Source organism: Azospirillum sp. (assembly GCF_050789165.1).
This window is the reverse complement of sequence record NZ_JBOZRT010000157.1, coordinates 1-16,968: the sequence shown is the minus strand read 5'-3', so window position 1 is coordinate 16,968 and position 16,968 is coordinate 1. Positions and strand designations below refer to the sequence as shown.

General features: G+C 70.4%; 12 protein-coding genes. 4 read left to right on the top strand and 8 right to left on the bottom strand.

Annotated features, from left to right (window positions below; translation table 11 throughout):
• Window positions 1–81: 81 nt before the first annotated feature.
• The gene (locus ACRWK7_RS33360; protein WP_431861880.1) at window positions 82–2,823 is read right to left on the bottom strand and encodes a glycoside hydrolase family 2 protein; all 2,742 of its coding nucleotides are present in this window, start codon (window positions 2,821–2,823) and stop codon (window positions 82–84) included.
• A gap of 347 nt (window positions 2,824–3,170) precedes the next feature.
• On the opposite strand from ACRWK7_RS33360, the gene ACRWK7_RS33355 reads away from it, so the two are divergent.
• The 3 genes from ACRWK7_RS33355 to ACRWK7_RS33345 all read left to right on the top strand — a co-directional run bounded on the left by ACRWK7_RS33355 (window position 3,171) and on the right by ACRWK7_RS33345 (window position 6,862).
• On the top strand, window positions 3,171–5,330 hold the full coding sequence (locus ACRWK7_RS33355; RefSeq protein WP_431861879.1) for a family 1 glycosylhydrolase: 2,160 nt from the start codon (window positions 3,171–3,173) through the stop codon (window positions 5,328–5,330).
• Between the two features lie 186 nt (window positions 5,331–5,516).
• Window positions 5,517–6,533, top strand: coding sequence for a hypothetical protein (locus ACRWK7_RS33350; RefSeq protein ID WP_431861877.1), 1,017 nt, complete (start codon window positions 5,517–5,519; stop codon window positions 6,531–6,533).
• A gap of 125 nt (window positions 6,534–6,658) precedes the next feature.
• Complete coding sequence (locus ACRWK7_RS33345) at window positions 6,659–6,862, top strand: hypothetical protein (RefSeq protein WP_431861875.1); 204 nt, start codon at window positions 6,659–6,661, stop codon at window positions 6,860–6,862.
• Window positions 6,863–6,866: 4 nt separating this feature from the next.
• Here the strand turns inward: ACRWK7_RS33345 and galK are convergent, their stop codons facing one another.
• Window positions 6,867–7,928, bottom strand: a complete 1,062-nt coding sequence (gene galK, locus ACRWK7_RS33340; RefSeq protein WP_431861873.1) for a galactokinase — start codon at window positions 7,926–7,928, stop codon at window positions 6,867–6,869.
• Window positions 7,925–8,983 carry a galactose-1-phosphate uridylyltransferase gene (locus tag ACRWK7_RS33335; protein WP_431861871.1) on the bottom strand — a complete coding sequence of 353 codons (1,059 nt, stop codon included), beginning with the start codon at window positions 8,981–8,983 and terminating at the stop codon, window positions 7,925–7,927. The genes galK and ACRWK7_RS33335 overlap by 4 nt, the downstream gene beginning before the upstream one ends.
• A 383-nt stretch (window positions 8,984–9,366) precedes the next feature.
• On the opposite strand from ACRWK7_RS33335, the gene ACRWK7_RS33330 reads away from it, so the two are divergent.
• Entirely contained in the window at window positions 9,367–9,603 is a 237-nt protein-coding gene (locus tag ACRWK7_RS33330) for a hypothetical protein (RefSeq protein WP_431861870.1), read from the top strand.
• 128 nt (window positions 9,604–9,731) lie between these two features.
• On the opposite strand, the gene ACRWK7_RS33325 is transcribed toward ACRWK7_RS33330, so the two are convergent.
• From ACRWK7_RS33325 to ACRWK7_RS33305, 5 genes are all read right to left on the bottom strand, one after another.
• Entirely contained in the window at window positions 9,732–10,745 is a 1,014-nt protein-coding gene (locus tag ACRWK7_RS33325) for a glutathione S-transferase family protein (RefSeq protein ID WP_431861868.1), read from the bottom strand.
• A 37-nt stretch (window positions 10,746–10,782) separates the two neighbouring features.
• Window positions 10,783–12,954, bottom strand: a complete 2,172-nt coding sequence (locus ACRWK7_RS33320; RefSeq protein WP_431861865.1) for a PAS domain-containing hybrid sensor histidine kinase/response regulator — start codon at window positions 12,952–12,954, stop codon at window positions 10,783–10,785.
• Between the two features lie 233 nt (window positions 12,955–13,187).
• Window positions 13,188–14,927 (bottom strand): ABC transporter ATP-binding protein, encoded by a 1,740-nt coding sequence (locus tag ACRWK7_RS33315; RefSeq protein ID WP_431861864.1) that lies wholly within the window; start codon window positions 14,925–14,927, stop codon window positions 13,188–13,190.
• A 9-nt stretch (window positions 14,928–14,936) separates the two neighbouring features.
• Window positions 14,937–15,848 carry an ABC transporter permease gene (locus ACRWK7_RS33310; RefSeq protein WP_431861862.1) on the bottom strand — a complete coding sequence of 304 codons (912 nt, stop codon included), beginning with the start codon at window positions 15,846–15,848 and terminating at the stop codon, window positions 14,937–14,939.
• Window positions 15,845–16,819 (bottom strand): ABC transporter permease, encoded by a 975-nt coding sequence (locus tag ACRWK7_RS33305; protein ID WP_431861860.1) that lies wholly within the window; start codon window positions 16,817–16,819, stop codon window positions 15,845–15,847. Before ACRWK7_RS33305 ends, ACRWK7_RS33310 begins: the two co-directional genes overlap by 4 nt.
• Between the last annotated feature and the right edge of the window lie 149 nt (window positions 16,820–16,968).

The window sequence follows — 16,968 nt, the reverse complement described above, 5'->3', positions numbered from 1 at the left end:
TGTGGGGGGGGGTGGGTTTAAGCCCCCCCCCGGGGTGGGGGGGGTTGTTTGGGGGGGGCCCCCCCCCCACGGCCTGTCCAATTACTCCACCCCCACACGCTCCGTCTCGGCGGCGACCGTCCGCCCTTTCAGCGCCAGTTCCACGATCCCGTCCAGCAGCGTGGTGGCGGTCGGGTCCGCCCCCGGCGCGTCCTCCAGCAGGCGGAAGGTCGTGGCGACCATGCGGCCGCGGCCGCAATCACGCTCGACGATCAGCGCCGCCGGCTTGTGCACCCAGCCGACCACCATGCCGGCGTGCACGCGGGCCTGGAAGTCCCAGGTGGTGCAGTTGGCGATGACGTGGTTGGGGATCACCCGGTCGAAGCTGTGGTCGATCAGCGGCCCGCCCGGCAGCCGGGCGAACGGCCCCGAACGCTTCACCCACGAGAAGGACGAGGCCCAGGCGCCCAGCCACATGGAGCCGTGCCGCGGCGTCACCCGCACGTTCTGGAAGTGCGGGAAGACCGGCTGCAGGTCCTGCGGCTCGTCGGCCAGCAGCACCAGACGGCCGCCGGCGCGCACCTCGGCGCAGCGGTCGTCGTCCAGGCGGCGGGCGACCACCACGTCGGCCGAGGCCGCGTCCTTCGCCGTGCCGTAGCCCAGCGCTTTGAGGCGCTCCGTCAGGTCGGCGTCCGGCGTCCACACCGACACCGTGCCGGCCGAGGGGCCGCTGCGGCGCGGGTGGATGGCCAGCTCGACGTGGTTGGTGGCGAGCAGGTCGTTGCTGGTGTCGATCTCCAACTCCAGGCGGACGATCTCCGGCGCATCGACGTGCGGGGCCTCGAACACGGCGTCCTTGCCGTGGCGCACGCCGGGCGTCAGGTCCATCGGCTCGGTCCCGCCGGCGCCGGTGGCGTCCAGGCTCCAGCGCAGCTCGGTGCCATGGATGGTGTCGCCGCGGCCGTTCGCGGCGGCGAGGCCGACCTTGATCGTTTCACCTTCCCAATAGGCCACGCGGTCCCACTGCGGCACCACCACCGTGTCGGCGTTGATGGTGTGGAAGACGTGGTGGAAGGCGCGCTCGTTGCGGCGCATGTCGAGCAGGCCGTTCGACTCCCAATGGCAGTCGGTGAACTCGGTGATGACGTAGCCGGCCAGCTCCGGACGGCGGCGCATCGCCTCGATCTCGTACTTCAGCGCGCGGAACTGCTGCCACTGGGCGGCCTCCACGAACTGTTCCATGCTGCCGAAGACGCGGTCCAGGCCGTAGGCGGTGAAGCGCGTCTCGACGCCGTGGGCGTACATCACGCCCTCGCCCCAGTCGTGGCCGGTCTCGAACCACCAGGGCTCCCGGCCGTCCGGGCCGCGTAGCTTCTTCGGGTCGGGCAGGCCCCAGTTGCCGAATTCCGAGCACATCAGCGGCTCGCTGCCGGTGCGCTTGGCGTCGCCGTGGTGGGTGTAGGTGGCCTCGCGCCGGCCCGCCATGCGGTCGACGAAGCCGTCCCACGCCTCGCGGTGGTCGGGCAGGGCGGCGTAGAAGTGATAGTCCTCGATGTCCGACTGGACGTGGAAGCTCGGCCACAGCGGCGAGTTGTCCACCACCAGACGGGTCGGGTCGAACGCCTTGAGCCAGCGGTAGGTCTTGTTGACCCAGTCGCGGTGCTCCTGGTTGTGGACGAGGTCGGTGCCCCAGTTCTCGTTGATGATGGTCCAGCAGATGATGGAGGGGTGGTTGCCGTCGCGCTCGACGATCCCCTTCAGCGTCGCCTCCATGCGCTGGGCGCAGCGCTCGGTCAGGCGGCCTGGGTTGGGGATCTCGGTCCAGATCAGCAGGCCCATGCGGTCCGCGACCTCGTAGTAGCGCGGGTCCGGCACCTTGATGTGCAGGCGCAGGCAGTTCAGGCCCAGCTCCTTGGCCTTGCGGAACTGGTCCTCCAGGAACGCCTCCGAGGGCACCGTGCAGATGCCGTCCGGGTAATAGTCCTGGTCGAGGGCCGAGCGCAGCATGATCGGCTTGCCGTTCAGGCAGATGCGGCCGTCCCTGGTCTCGACGGTGCGGAAGCCGAAGGCGTCGGCGCGGCTGTCCACCGCCTCGCCGTCCTGGCGCAGCGTGGCGGTCATGCGGTAGAGCGTCGGGCTCTCCGGCGACCACGCCTGCACGTAGGGAACGGTGACCGTGGTCTCGACGCGATCCTGGCCGGCCGCGGCGGTCACCACCAGCTGGGCGCACAGGCCGTCCGGCCCGGTCACCTCAAGCTCGACGTCGTGGTTGCGGCGCAACGGCTGGGCGAGCTGGATCGCCACCCGGACGGTGCCGTCCTTCAGCTCGGGGAACAGGCGCATCGCCGTGATGTGGTCGGCGGCGCGGCGCTCCAGCGTCACCGACTGCCAGATGCCGGACAGCGGGCCGTACCAGCTCTGCTTGCCGAACGGCGTCTCGGCCATCGGGAACTCGGGGTAGGCTTGCTCGTCGTCGGTCGGCGCGGTGACGGCGACGGCGATCTCGTTGCGGCCCGGACGCAGGAAGCGGCCGACCGGCGCCTCGAACGGCAGGTAACCGCCCTCGTGCGCGGTCACCTCGATGCCGTTGACCAGCACGCGGGCGTGGTAGTTCACCGCGCCGAAGCGCACGAACACCGGCGCGCCGGCCCAGTCGGCGGGAATCTCCACGCTGCGGCGGTACCAGGCGCGGCCCTGACGGTCGCGCAGGTCGTCGAACTGGGCCTGCCAGGGGCCGGGCACGGTGGCGGTGCGCCACGCGGCCACATCCTCGAGTGCCACGTCCGCGTCGCCGGAATACTGGAAGTCCCAATCGCCATCGAGAGAGAGGGTGATGCGCTGCACGCTTCGCTCCGCTTATCGTCGGTTTGTTGGCGGCCCTCGGCGCGGAGGACCCCGGAGAAGATGCGCGAAGTCTTTGCGGGGTATGGTTAACGAAAAATAACCAAGCCAGGGTCGGTGGGGAGGCGCAAAGGGGTAGGCGGTGGCGATCCGCGGCGCGCCTGTACTTGCCGGGCTGTGACAAGAATGGGCAACGACTTGCGGTGTGACAAAGTCCGGCCGCGGCATTTCTTAACATCTGGGTAACCATAACTGCGCGACACCGGGACTCCTTCAAGGAGCCGGGAGGACGGGCCGTGCCGTCGCGCGCAGAACAGACGATCGAGCTTTGGGGCGGGGTGGAGTGCTCCGTGGTCCGCCTCCGCAACAACTTCGTCGACCAGACGCTGCTGAGCGGCCACCAGGACCGGCCGGGCGACATCGACGCCTTCGCCGAGCTCGGCATCACCGCGATCCGCTACCCCGTGCTGTGGGAGCGGGTGGAGCGCGACGGCTGGGCCTGGACCGACGAACGGCTGGCGCGCCTGCGCGACCGGGGCGTAAACCCCATCGCCACGCTGCTGCACCACGGCAACGGCCCGCGCGGCACCGACCTGACGCAGCCGGATTTTCCCCTGACGTTCGCCGCTTACGCCGCCCGCGTGGCCGCGCGCTACCCGTGGCTGGATCTCTACACGCCGATCAACGAGCCGCTGACCACCGCGCGCTTCTGCGGCCTGTACGGTCACTGGTTCCCGCACGCCCGCGACCACCGGGTGTTCCTGCGCATCCTGATCAACGAGGTGCAGGCGACGCGGCTGGCCATGAGGGCGATCCGCGCGGTCAACCCCAAGGCCAAGCTGGTGCAGACCGAGGACCTTGGCAAGGCGCACAGCACGCCCCGTCTCGCCACGCAGGCGGAGCACGAGAACCAGCGCCGCTGGCTGACCTTCGACCTGCTGGCCGGGCGCGTCACCCGCGAGCACCCGCTGTGGGACTATCTCGCGCAGTCGGGCATGCAGGAGACGCTGGACGAACTGGCCGCCGACCCGTGCCCGCCGGACGTCCTGGGCATCGACCACTACCTGACCAGCGAGCGCTTCCTGGACGAGCGCGTGCGCCGCTACCCCGGCGTCCGTCCGTCCGAGGAGGGCGGCGAGCGGCACGTCGATGTCGAGGCAATCCGCGTCCTGGCCGAAGGCGTCGAGGGGCTGGAGAGCCTGATCGAGGAGGCGTGGCACCGCTACCGCCTGCCGGTCGCCGCCACCGAGGTGCACAACGGCTCGTCCCGCGAGGAGCAACTGCGCTGGTTCAAGGAGGCGTGGGACGGCGCGCACCGGCTGCGCGCCCGCGGCGTGGACATCCGGGCGGTGACGGCGTGGGCGCTGCTCGGCTCGTACGACTGGAACAGCCTGCTGACCCGGCGCGACGGCTTCTACGAGAGCGGCGTGTTCGACGTGCGCGGGCCGGAGATCCGGCCGACCGCGCTTGCCCACCTGATCCGCGATCTGGCGACGACCGGGCGGGCCGACCATCCGGCCTTCGACGGGCCGGGCTGGTGGCACCGCGAGGACCGCTTCCACTGGGCGCCGGCGCGCGGCTGCCCATACGTCGTCAGCCGCAACCGCTGGACCCCGCCGGCGCACGCGCCGCGCCCGCTGCTGATCGCCGGGGGCGGCGGCACGCTGGCCGACGCGGTGGCGCGGCTGTGCGTGGTGCGCGGGCTGGAGTTCCGGCTGCTGCCGCGCGCCGAGCTGGACCTGTCCGACGCCGGCAGCGTCCACGCCGCGCTGGCGCGGCACCGGCCATGGGCGGTGGTGAACGCCGCCGGCCGCACGCGGGTGGACGAGGCCGAGGTCCGCACCGAACGCGCGCGGCGCGACAACGTCCACGCCGCCGAGGTGCTGGCGCGCGCCTGCGCGGCGGCCGGCGTGCCGCTGCTGGGGTTCTCGACGCACCTCGTGTTCGACGGCGCGGCCGACAGGCCTTACGCCGAGGGCGACGCGGCCCGGCCGCTGAACGCCTACGCCCGCGGCAAGCTGGAAGCAGAACGTGCCGTGCTGGCGGCGCATCCGGACGCCCTGGTGGTGCGCGCCGGGGCGCTGTTCGGCCCCTGGGACGAGCGCAACGACGCCACCCGCGCCATCCGCGCGGTGGCGAGCGGGCGCTACTTCTCGGCGGCGTGCGACGTGACGGTGTCGCCGACCTACCTGCCGGATCTGGTGAACGTGGCGCTCGACCTGCTGATGGACCGGGAGCGGGGTGTCTGGCACCTCGCCAACACCGGTGCCGTGACCTGGGCCGATTTCGCCCGCGCCGCCGTGCGCGGGGCGGGGCTCGACCCGGAACGCGTGCTGGGCGTGCCGGCGGCCGACCTGGGGTGGATCGCCGAACGGCCGGCGTACAGCGCCCTGCGCTCCGAGCGCGGCGCGGGCTTGCCGTCCTTGGACCACGCGCTGCACCGCTATCTGGCGGAACGCGAGGCGTCTGGGATGGAGGTGACTGGCACGCTGGAGGCGGCGTCGGCGTGATCCTCCTTTCCCCAGAGGGGAGAGAGTAAAGGCGCTCGTTTCAAATACCACCAAATCGTATTCGCAAAAGTATTCTCTCCCACCCTGCTTGGAAAAGCATTCGTGGGACATTTGCCGAAGTTCAGATTCACTTAATCCCCTGCGGTCAGTCTGGCCTCAGACGCGTACACAGTCACAGGGGTTGTCATGCTGCCGATCGTCAGAAGGGTGTTGAGCCTGTTCCTGCCGTTCTGGAAGCCGCTCACCGCGATTTCAGCGCTCATCATGTTGCAGAAGGCCGGCGATTTGGTGGTGCCGTTGTTCGGCGGGCAGGTGATCGACGCCATGGCGCGCCATGAGCAGGTGCACGCCACCTACTACATGATCGCGACCGCCTTCGTGTTCTGGGTCTGCCACGGCAACGTGCTGCCCTACGTGCTGGGCCGCGTCGATCTCAGCGGGTTCCAGTACGCCGGGCCGCGGCATTTGGGCGTGAGCATGCTGAGGCGCGTGCTGAAGCAGCGCGTCGGCAAGAATGGCCGCGACACCGCCATGCAGCAGGCCATCGTCGAGCGCGGCGAGGTGGTGCTGGTGCAGTTCGTCAACGCCTTCGTCCGCACGGCCGTCCCGCTGACCATCCCGGCGGTGGTGACGGTGGCGCTGCTGCTCTGGTGGTACCCGCTGATCGGGCTGATCGCCATCGTCGGCGGCGCGCTGGACATCCTGGCGACCGTGTACCTCAACACCGTGCTGCAGCCGCTCTACACCCGCCTGCAGGAACTCGACTACGAACGCCAGCGCTGGCACACGCACGTCTTCCGCAACCTGCTGGGCATCGTCGTCGAGGGCAAGCAGCGCCAGTCGGTGCAGGAGTACGACGAGCGCTACGGCGCCTTCGCCGGCTTCGGCGAGTACACCGGCCGGCGTTTCCTGGCCTTCAACTTCGGGCGCGGGCTGATCGTCAACGTCACCAACCTGTGCACCTGGGTGGTGGGCGCGTGGTACGTGGACGGCGGCGTCTACTCCCTGGGCTATTTCCTGGCGTCGCTGAGCTGGTCCACCTACGTGCTGAACTGCGTCGGCGCCGGCATCGAGCTGCAGAAGCAGTGGATGGAGACCGTGCCCGCCATCCGCGCCTTCTTCGCGGAGATCGACGCCTGCGATCCGCCGGCCGACGCCCCGTCGGCGCCCGCTCCCGTCCTGGTGCCGCTGGCGGCGGAGTAGGCGGATCGAAGGGGCTAGACCCCCCTCCTTCTTTGCCAACCGCGCGGGCTGTGGCCTTAAGAGGGCATTAAGGGGTCGGGCGCAGGATGCGTTGCAGCACGAATTAACCATAAGGAGCGTTGGAGATGCCTGCCAAGCCCGTGTGGACCAAGATCTCGCCGCGCCACTTCCGCGTCCAGAACGGCGCCCGCCGCGTGGACATCACGTACGAGGGCGCCGGCTTCCAGAGCGCGTGGAGCGTCTACGCCGGCGGCAAGCTGGTGAACCGCCACCCCGGCTTCCTCGACGCCCGCGGCCTCGCGCTGAAGCTGGCGACCGAGAACACCTGATCGTTCAGCGCGGATAAACCAGCCGCGCCTCCGGGTGTTCGGCGGCCACCGCCGGCCACCAGGACGCCGGGTCCTCGACCAGCGCGATGATGCAGCCGCCGAACCCGCCCCCGGTCAGCCGCGCGCCCAGCGCGCCGTGCCTCAGGGCGGTCTCCACCAGCGCGTCGATCTCCGGCAGGGACACGGCGTAGTCATCGCGCTGCGAGGCGTGGCTCTCCACCATCAGCCGGCCGAACGCCGCCGCGTCGCCCCGTTCCAAGGCCGCGACGCCGTCGAGCACCCGGCGGTTCTCCGTGACGACGTGCCGGGCGCGGCGGTTCAGCGGTTCCGGCAACGCCGCGATGGCCGGCAGGTCGGCCACGTCGACATCCCTCAGGCTCTTCACCTTCAGCGCCGAAGCCGCCGCCTCGCATTCCGAGCGGCGCTGGCGGTAGCCGCCGTCGGTCAGCCGGTGTGCCACCCCGGAATGCACCACGGCCAGCGCGTGGCTCTTGGGCAGTTTCAGCAGCCGGTGTTCCAGCGAGCGCGTGTCGAGGAACAGCGCCTGTCCCGGCGTTCCCAGCGAGCTGACCATCTGGTCCATGATCCCGCAGGGCATCCCGACGTAGCCCGACTCCGCCCGCTGGCCGAGCTTCGCTACCTGCACGTCGTCGATCCTCAGGCCCAGCCACTCCCGCAGGGCTCGCAGCGTCGCCACCTCCAGCGCGGCGGAACTGGAGATGCCGGCGCCCATCGGCACGTCGCTGTCGATGGCGACGCGCACGCCCTCCACCGCCGCCCCCTCCTGCATCACGACGCGGACGCAGCCCAGCACGTAGTCCAGCCAGTCGCCGGCCGGCGGGGCGTCGAGCGCGCGGGTCTTGGTCTCGCCGAAGCGGGCGGCGTGCGCCTCGATCATCCCGGCCGGGCCGGGGCCGACCGCCACCGTGGTGACGTAGGGCAGGGGGGTGGGCAGCACGAACCCGTCGTTGTAGTCGGTGTGCTCGCCCAGCAGGTTGGCGCGGGCCGGCGCCCTGGCGACGGCGGTCGGCGTGGCGACGAAGACCTCGGAGAACAGCGCGCTCATGGCGTGACCTCGCGCAGGCGGGCGGCCATCTGCTCGGGCAGGCCGTCCACCAGGAACATGCCCGCCCCCTGCTCGCACCCCGCCAGGTACTTCAGCCGGTCGGCGGTGCGCAGGAACGGGTAGATCTGGATGTGGAAATGGAAGTGCGCCTCCTCGCCGCGCGGTGCCGCGTAGAGGATGCACAGGTAGGGCATCGGCTTGCCGTACAGCCCGTCGAGGCGCGCCACCACCTCGCCCAGCACCGCGGCGAAGGCGCGCACGTCGGCGTCGTCGAAGGTCCACGGGCCGGGGTGGAAGGCCCGCGGCATGATCCACACTTCGGACGGGAAGCGCGCGCAGGGCGGCACGAAGGCCACCGCCCGGTCGTTGCCGGCGATGTCGTAGGCGCCGCCGATGCGGTCGCGCAGCTCGGTCAGCACGGGACCCTTGCGGAACGCCTCGACCAGCGGCGCCACCGCGGGCGGCACGAAGGGGAAGGCGTAGATCTGGCCGTGCGGGTGGTGCAGGGTGACGCCGATCTCCTCGCCGCGGTTCTCGAAGGGCATGACGAAGGCGACCTCCGGCATCGCCAGCAGGTCGCGGTAGCGGTCGGCCCACACCCGCACCATCAGCTCGCGCCGCTCCGCCGGCAGCCCGGCTACGGTGCCGCTGTGCGCCGCGCTGTAGACCACCACCTCGCACTGCCCCTTGGCGGGCGCGGTGGGGATGGGCAGCTCGGGCGGGGCGGGCGCGTCGGGGTGGAAGGCGGGGAAGCGGTTCTCGAACACCGCGATCTCGAAATCGGCGAACGGGATCTCGCCGGGAAAGCCGCCGGGTTGGACCGGGCAGAGCGGGCAGAACTCGGCCGGCGGCTTGAAGGTGCGTTCCTGTCGGTGGCTGGCGTAGCCGACCCATTCCCCGCGCAACGGGTGCCAGCGCAGGTGCGGCTGCGGCGCCGGGCCGGGTTCCAGCTCCTCGGTCAGCGGCAGTTCGTGGGGGCGCCAGCCGTACAGGAAGAGCTTGCGCCCGTCCGCCTTCACGTGCGTGCGCCTGTGAACCTGCGTCGATGCCGTCACGGTCGTCTCCGGCGTTGCGGGGCCCGATACAGAACAGCCGGTGGGGGCGGGTGTCGCGGGCATGACCGCCTGGACAGGGCACGCCTGGAAAGGGCCCGCCTGGACGAGAAGGGCGGCAGCCGCGCGAGGGGGAGGCGCGGCTGCCGCTCGACGGGCACGGCGGTCGGGGGGAGACCGCCGCACCGACCACCCGGCGTGCACGGGCGGTTCTTCGCGGGTTGGGGAGGACCCGTGCGTTGACAACGCGGGAGACGCCGCAGCCGTGACGGCGTTCGGAGGCGATATGTCGGATGGGAGGGCAGGGCGATTTTCTGCGAAACCTCCTCCGCGCATCCGGTGTTGGTCCGGCTGAACGACCCCGCCCATCGATCCGGGAGGCCGCCGTGCCCGACACCCTGATGCACGACCCCGCCGCCGACGCCGAGCAGGAGCAGCTGATATCCGCCGCCGAGGCGCTGCGCCGCGCGGCGGCGCTGGTGGAGCGCGACGTCGAAGCGTCCGGCACGCGTCGAAGTCTGACCGGCGGCGAGTACGATGCCGCGGCGCTCCTGCTCACGGCGGAGGCGTTCGGTGCGCTGATGGAGGCCGCAGCGCTCTACGACGCGGCCGGCGACGGCTGACCGTGGCATCGCGCGGCGTGGGCTTCGAAAGCCGGCGCCGCTTGACCTGAGTCAAACGTCATACGGCCGATCGTGTTATGGTTCCTCCACGCTTTATGCGTTTCCTCCCTTAGACTCGAGGCCGCTGCTCACCGCAGCGGCCTTTTTTCTGTCCAGATGCCTCGCCCCGGCAGCCGGTCGCGGTCGTGCGGGCGGTCGAGGTCGATGAGCGGCCCCTTGGGCACGATCAGCGTCGGGTTGATCGCCGGGTTGACGTAGTAGCCGCGCTTGATGTGCTCGACGTTCACCGTCGCCCGGATGCCCGGCCACTGGTACAGCTCGCGCAGATAGTTGGACAGCGCCGGATAGTCCTCGATGCGCCGGAGGTTGCACTTGAAGGCGCCGTGGTAGGCGACGTCGAAGCGCACCAGCGTGACGAACAGCCGCCAGTCGGCCTCGGTGAGGAACTCGCCCGCCAGATAGCGGCTGGCCGACAGGCGCTGCTCCAGCGTGTCCAGCGTGTCGAACAGGGCGGTCACGGCCTCGTCGTAGCTGGCCTGGGTCTTGGCGAATCCGGCGCGGTACACGCCGTTGTTGACGGTGGCGTAGATGCGCTCGTTCCAGGCGTCGATCTCCCCCCGCAGCGGCGCGGGGTAGAGGTCGAGGGTGTTGCCGGTCAGCCCGTCGAAGGCGGTGTTGAGGATGCGGATGATGTCCGCCGACTCGTTGTTGACGATCCGCCCTTCCGTCCGGTCCCACAGCACCGGCACCGACACCTTGCCGGTGTAGGTCGGGTCCGACGCGGTGTAGAGCTGGTGCAGGTGCTGGAAGCGGCCGACCTTGGGGCCGGCGTCCGGCGGCTCGGTGAAGGTCCACCCCTGCTCGCCGATCACCGGCTCCGCCACCGAGACGCCGACGACGCCCTCCAGCCCCTTCAGCGTCCGGAAGATCAGCGTGCGCGACGCCCATGGGCAAAGATAGGCGACGTAGAGGTGATAGCGCCCGGCCTCGGCCGGCAGCGTGCGCGTGCCGTCGGCGGCGGGCGCGCCGTCCGCGGTGATCCAGCCGCGGAAGCGCGTCGGCTCCCGCTGGAAGGCGCCGTCCTTGATCTCGCTCGCCGCGATCGGTCCCTTGACCCACGCGCCGTTCACCAGGCCGGGCATCGTTCGTTCCCTTCGAAATCGACCAGTCGGTGCGATCCTAACAGGGCGTTGCGGGCTTTGCTTCGCGGGATTCGCCGGTCAGCCGTTCCAGGCACGCGGCCAGCTGGCGCGGCGTGACCGGCTTGAGGATGATGTTGCAGTCGTGTTCGGCGGCGTCGCGGGCGCACTCGGCGCCGGTCTCGCCGGTCAGGATGATGCCGGGCAGCGGTCGGCCGGTGCGCTCGCGGATCGCCCGCACGGCGTCGGTGCCGACCGCGCCGCCGCGCAGACGGTAGTCGGCGATCACCAGGTCCGGCGTGCGGCCGTCGGCCGACAGGCGGTCGAGCGCCTGGTCGATGGAGCCGGCGATCAGCGTCTGGTAGCCGCAGGATTCCAGCGTCGCCCGCAGGCCGAGCAGCACGATGGCGTCGTCGTCCACCAGCACCACCAGCTTGCCGTCGCGCGGCGTCTCGGCCTGCGGCTCGGGGACCGGCGCCGGGAGCGGCGAGGCCGCATCCCGCGGCAGACGGACCGAGAACACCGAGCCGCGCCCCGGCGCCGAGCGCACCGCCACCGGGTGGTCGAGGATTCCCGACAGCCGCTGCACGATGGCGAGGCCGAGGCCCAGCCCGCGCGCCTTGTCGCGGCTGGGGTTGCCGATCTGGTGGAACTCCTCGAAGATGCGGTCGAGCTGGTCCGGGGCGATGCCGATGCCGGTGTCGCGCACCTCGATCAGCACGGCGTCGCCGTCGATGACGCAGTCCACCACGACGCCGCCGCGCTCGGTGTAGCGGATGGCGTTCTCGACGAGGTTGCGCACCATGCGGCCGAGCAGCATCGGGTCGCTGCGCACCTGCACGTCGCAGTGCTCGCCGATGCGCACGTCGAGCCCGCGGGACGCCGCCACCGGCTGGTACGCGGCGACGATGTCGTCGAGGAGGGGGCGTACCGGCAAGGCTTCCACCCGCGGTTCGATCACGTTGGCGTCGAGCCGGGACACGTCGAGCAGGCTGTCCAGCAGGCCCTTCAGCGTGTCCAGCCCGCGCTCCAGCATGGCAAGCATGTCCTGCCCCTGCGGGTCGTCCAGCCGGGAGCGCAGGGCGCCGGCGAACAGGAACATCGACTGCATGGGCTGGCGCAGGTCGTGGCTGGCGGCGGCGAGGAAGCGCGATTTCGCCTGATCGGCCTGCTCCGCGGCGGTGCGCGCCTCCTCCAGCGCCTGCTCGGCCTGCCGCCGCCCGGTGATGTCGCGCGACACGGCGACCACCGCGTGGACCGCGCCGTCCGGCCCGGCCAGCGGGTTGAGGCGGTACTCGTGGCGGCGCGGCTCGTCGGGGCGGTGGTGGGTGACCTCCCCGGTGGTGCCGGCGCCGGTGTCGAGGACCTCGCGGTGGAGGGCTTCGATCACCGCCGCCTCGTCGGGCGGCAGGCCGAGGTCGCTCCAGGTGGCGATCCGGTCCGCGGAGGCGGTGGTGCCGAAGTCGCGCAGTGCGGATGGGCTGGCGTAGAGCAGCGCGCCGGAACGGCCGATCATGAAGACGTGGTCGTCGATGCTCGACAGGATGCCGTGGAAGCGGTCGTTGAGCGCCTGGAGGGCGTCGGTGCGCTCGCGCACCTGGCGCTCAAGCCCGCCGGCGAAGCGCTGCATCTCCTCGGCGAGTTGGATGCGGCGGGTCAGCGTGGCGTTGAAGGTGCGGCCGATCAGCGCGAGCCCCGCGGTGAAGATCAGCACCAGCGCGCCCATGCTGACGCTGATGCGCGTGCCCTCGATGAACAGCCGCAGAGCCATCGGCAGCACGCTGGCCAGCAGGTAGGCGTAGAAGGTGGGCAAGTGGCTCGCCTGCCCGGTGACCGCCCCCGCCGCCATGCCGGCGACGACGAAGGCGACCAGCAGCACCGTCAGGGGGCGCTCGAAGTCCATGAACAGCAGCGCCGTGGCGCCCCACAGCGCCGCCGACGCCGCCGAGGCGACTGCGAAGCGGAGGCCCCACGGGGCCATCCCGGCGTCGTCCGGCCGGCGCCGCACGTACCAGCCCCACAACGCGGCGCGCAACGCGGTGACCAGCGCCAGCGCGCCCATCCACAGGGTGAGCGCCGGTGCCGTCGCCGGCTCCCACAGCGCGAAACCGACCAGGGCCGCGTTCGCGACGTTGATCGCCAGCACCAGCGGCATCTGCCGGTACAGAAGGCGGACACGTTCCGCGGTGACGGTCTGGCTGTGGTCGTGCATGCGCGTGCCGGCCCCCGCCATCTCGAAAGGGTTAATGAATTCTTGCACACTCGATAGGGTTGGCAAGCAACCGTCAGCAGTCAAGATGATTCGAATATGTCCGGGCAAAGGTCAAGGTTAGGTTGGTGGTAGCGCCCAACCAGAACACTCAATAGGCGCAGATTTCAAAATAAAATTTGCCGGAATTATGGAGATGTTTTTGCGTGGATTTTTCGCGCCTTTGTGGGCGTTGGCTAGCCGGTCGCCCGATCTTCGACGTCCAGCCCGCGATGCGTCAGGCCGCGGAAGTTCGGCATCAGCGACAGCAACTCGCGGGTGTAGGGATGCTGCGGGCTGACGAACAGCTCCTCGGTGGGCGCCACTTCCAGCAGCTGGCCGAAGCGCATGACGCCGACCCGGTCGCACATCTGCCGGATCACCGGCAGGTCGTGGCTGATGAACAGCATGGTCAGGCGCAATTCCTCCTGCAGATCCTTCAGGAGGTTGAGGATCTGCGCCTGGATCGAGACGTCGAGCGCCGAGGTCGGCTCGTCGCAGATCAGGAAGCGCGGGCGCGTCGCCAGGGCGCGGGCGATGACGATGCGCTGGCGCTGGCCGCCGGAGAACTCGTGCGGGTACTTCTCGGCGGCCTTGGCGCCGAGGCCGACGTGGTCGAGCAGGTCGCGGACGATCCGGTTCACCTCGGCCCGGCTGCCGGCCAGCTTGTGGAAGCGGATCGGCTCGGCGACGATGTCGAGCACGCGCATGCGCGGGTTCAGCGACGAATACGGGTCCTGGAAGACCATCTGGATCTGCCGGCGGAACGGGTTCAGGTCGCGGTCGCGCTTCAGCGCGGTCACGTCCGTTCCGTCGAAGACCACCGAGCCGCCGGACGGGCGGTAGAGCTGGGTGATCAGACGGGCGATGGTGGACTTGCCGCTGCCGCTCTCGCCGACCAGCCCGAAGGTCTCGCCCTCGCGGATGGCGAAGGTGACGCCCTTCACCGCGTCCACGTAGCGCCGGTTGCGCTCCAGCCACGCGCTGTTCAGCGGGAAGCGGATGGACAGGTCGCGCAGCTCCAGCAGCGGGCCGTCGTGCTGGCGTTTGAAGTCGCGGCTGCGGCCCAGCCAGTGGTCCTTGAGGCTGATGGCGGCGGGCTTCTCCGCGATGCCCTCGATGTAGTCGACGTAGGGGAAACGGTGCAGGCGCACGTCGGGGCGCGGCACCGCGCCGATCAGCGCGCGGGTGTAGGGGTGGTCCGGGTCGCCGAGGATCTTCGACGTCGGGCCTTCCTCCACCACCTTGCCGCGGTACATGACGGCGACGCGGTCGGTGATCTCGGCGATCACGCCCATGTCGTGGGTGATGACGATCATGCCGACGCGCTTCTCCGCGCACAGCCGCTTCAGCAGCGTCAGGATCTGCGCCTGGATGGAGACGTCGAGCGCCGTCGTCGGCTCGTCGGCCACCACCACCTCCGGCTCGGCGCACAGGGCGAGCGCGATGACGACGCGCTGGCGCATGCCGCCGGAGAACTGGTGCGGGTAGAGCCTGATGCGCAGCTCCGGCTCCGGAATGCCGACCTGACGCAGCAGGTCCACGGCGCGCGCCTGCGCGGCGCGCGCGTCGAGGCCCAGGTGCACGCGGATGGTCTCGACCAGCTGGCTCTCGATGGTCTGCAGCGGGTCGAGCGAGGTCTGCGGGTCCTGGAAGATCATGGAGATGCGCCGGCCGCGGATGCGCCGCTTGGCGGCGTCGTCCAGGTCGTCGATGCGCTTGCCGTCCAGGCGGATCTGCCCCGCGCCGATGCGGCCGGGCGGCTCCAGCAGGCCGATGACGGCGTTGCCGATGGTGGACTTGCCGGCGCCGGACTCGCCGACCACGCCGAGGATCTCGCCGGGCTGGACGGCGATGGTCACCCCGTTCACGGCGACGAAGGTGCCGCGGCGGCTGGGGAATTCGACCGACAGGTTCTCGACGTCGAGGAGCGCCATGCCCCCACCTCACCGGAGCTTGGGGTTGAGGGCGTCGCGCAGCCAGTCGCCCAGCAGGTTCACCGAGAGAACCAGCAGGACCAGCACGACGCCGGGGAAGATGGAGATCCACCACTCGCCGCTGAACAGGTAGTCGTTGCCGATGCGGATCAGCGTGCCGAGCGACGGCGTGGTCGGCGGCACGCCGACGCCGAGGAAGCTCAGCGTCGCCTCGGTGATGATCGCCAGCGCCAGGTTGATGGTGGCGATGACCAGCACCGGTCCCAGCACGTTGGGCAGGATGTGCCGCCACAGGATCGCCACCGGGCCGATGCCGATGATGCGGGCGGCCTGCACGTACTCCTTGCGGCTTTCCACCATCGCCGCGCCGCGCACGGTGCGGGCGTACTGCACCCAGTTGGAGATGCCGATGGCGAACACCAGCACGTACACCGCCATGTGCTCCTGCGCCTCGCGCGGCAGCACGCCGCGCGCCACGCCGTCGATCAGCAGCGCGATCAGGATGGCGGGGAAGGAGAGCTGCACGTCGGCCACCCGCATGATCGCCGCGTCCACCCGGCCGCCGAGATAGCCGCTGACCAGCCCCAGCGTCACCCCGATCACCACCGCCAGCAGCACCGAGGCGAAGCCGACCAGCAGCGAGATGCGGGCGCCGTAGAAGATGGCGGAGAGCACGTCGCGCCCCTGGTCGTCGGTGCCCAGCAGGAAGGCGGGGTCGCCGTCCTTCATCCACACCGGCGGCAGGTGGGCGCTCATGATGTCGAGCGACGCGAGGTCGAAGGGGTTGTGCGGGGCCACCAGCGGGGCGGCCAGCGCGCCGGCGATCAGCACCAGCGTCAGCAGGGCCGAGACTAGCGCCGTCGGCGTGCGGATGAAGCTGTGCCAGAGGTCGCTGTCGGTGAAGCCGTTCAGGAAGCTCATGCCGCCCTCCGGGTGCGCAGGCGCGGATCGACGGCGAAGTACAGCAGATCGACCACCAGGTTGATGGCGACGAAGAAGAAGGCGACCATGCACAGGTACGCCGCCATCACCGGGATATCGACGGTGGTGATCGCCTGGATGAACAGCAGGCCCATGCCGGGCCACTGGAACACGCTCTCGGTGATGATGGCGAAGGCGATGATCGAGCCCAGCTGCAGGCCGGTGATGGTGATGACCGGCACCAGGGTGTTCTTCAGCGCGTGGCGGAAGTGCACCAGCCGGCTGGGCAGGCCGCGGGCGTGGCAGAACTTGATGAAGTCGGTGCGCAGCACCTCCAGCATCTCCGAGCGCACGAGGCGCATGATCAGCGTCATCTGGAACAGCGCCAGCGTGAAGGCCGGCAGGATCAGGGACTGCAGGCCCGACTTGGTCAGCAGCCCGGTCGTCCAGCCGCCGACGTCGACCACCTCGCCGCGCCCGAAGGTCGGCAGCCAGCGCAGCACCACGCCGAACAGCAGGATCAGCAGGATGCCGATCAGGAAGGTCGGCAGCGACACGCCGATCAGCGACAGCGACATGAAGCCCCGCGACAGCAGCCCCTTGGGCTTCAGCGCCGTGTAGACGCCCATCGGGATGCCCAGCAGCAGCGCCAGCGCCATGGAGACGATGGACAGCTCCAGCGTCGCTGGCAGGCGCTCGGCCAGCAGCTCGCGCACCGGGCGGCGGTGGCGGTAGGAGATGCCGAACTCGCCCTGCGCGGCGTCGGCGACGAAGCGGCCGTACTGCACCAGGAACGGGTCGTTGAGGCCGAGGCGCTCGCGCAGTTCCTCGCGCTGCTGCAGCGTGGTGTCCTGCCCGGTCATGGCGTTGACCGGGTCGCCCACGTAGCGGAACAGCGAGAACGCGATCAGCGCCACGGTCAGGATGACCAGGACGGATTGCAGCAGGCGCTGGAGGATGAAGGTGAGCATGGGGCTCCTTCACTCCCTCTCCCCTCCGGGGAGAGGGTCGGGGTGAGGGGGATCACGGGGGACGGCGAACGTCCGCGGCGAAGGAACACCGCAACCTAAAACTCTACCCCGAGGGGGGAAGGGATTAAGATATCGGAAACACCGACGAG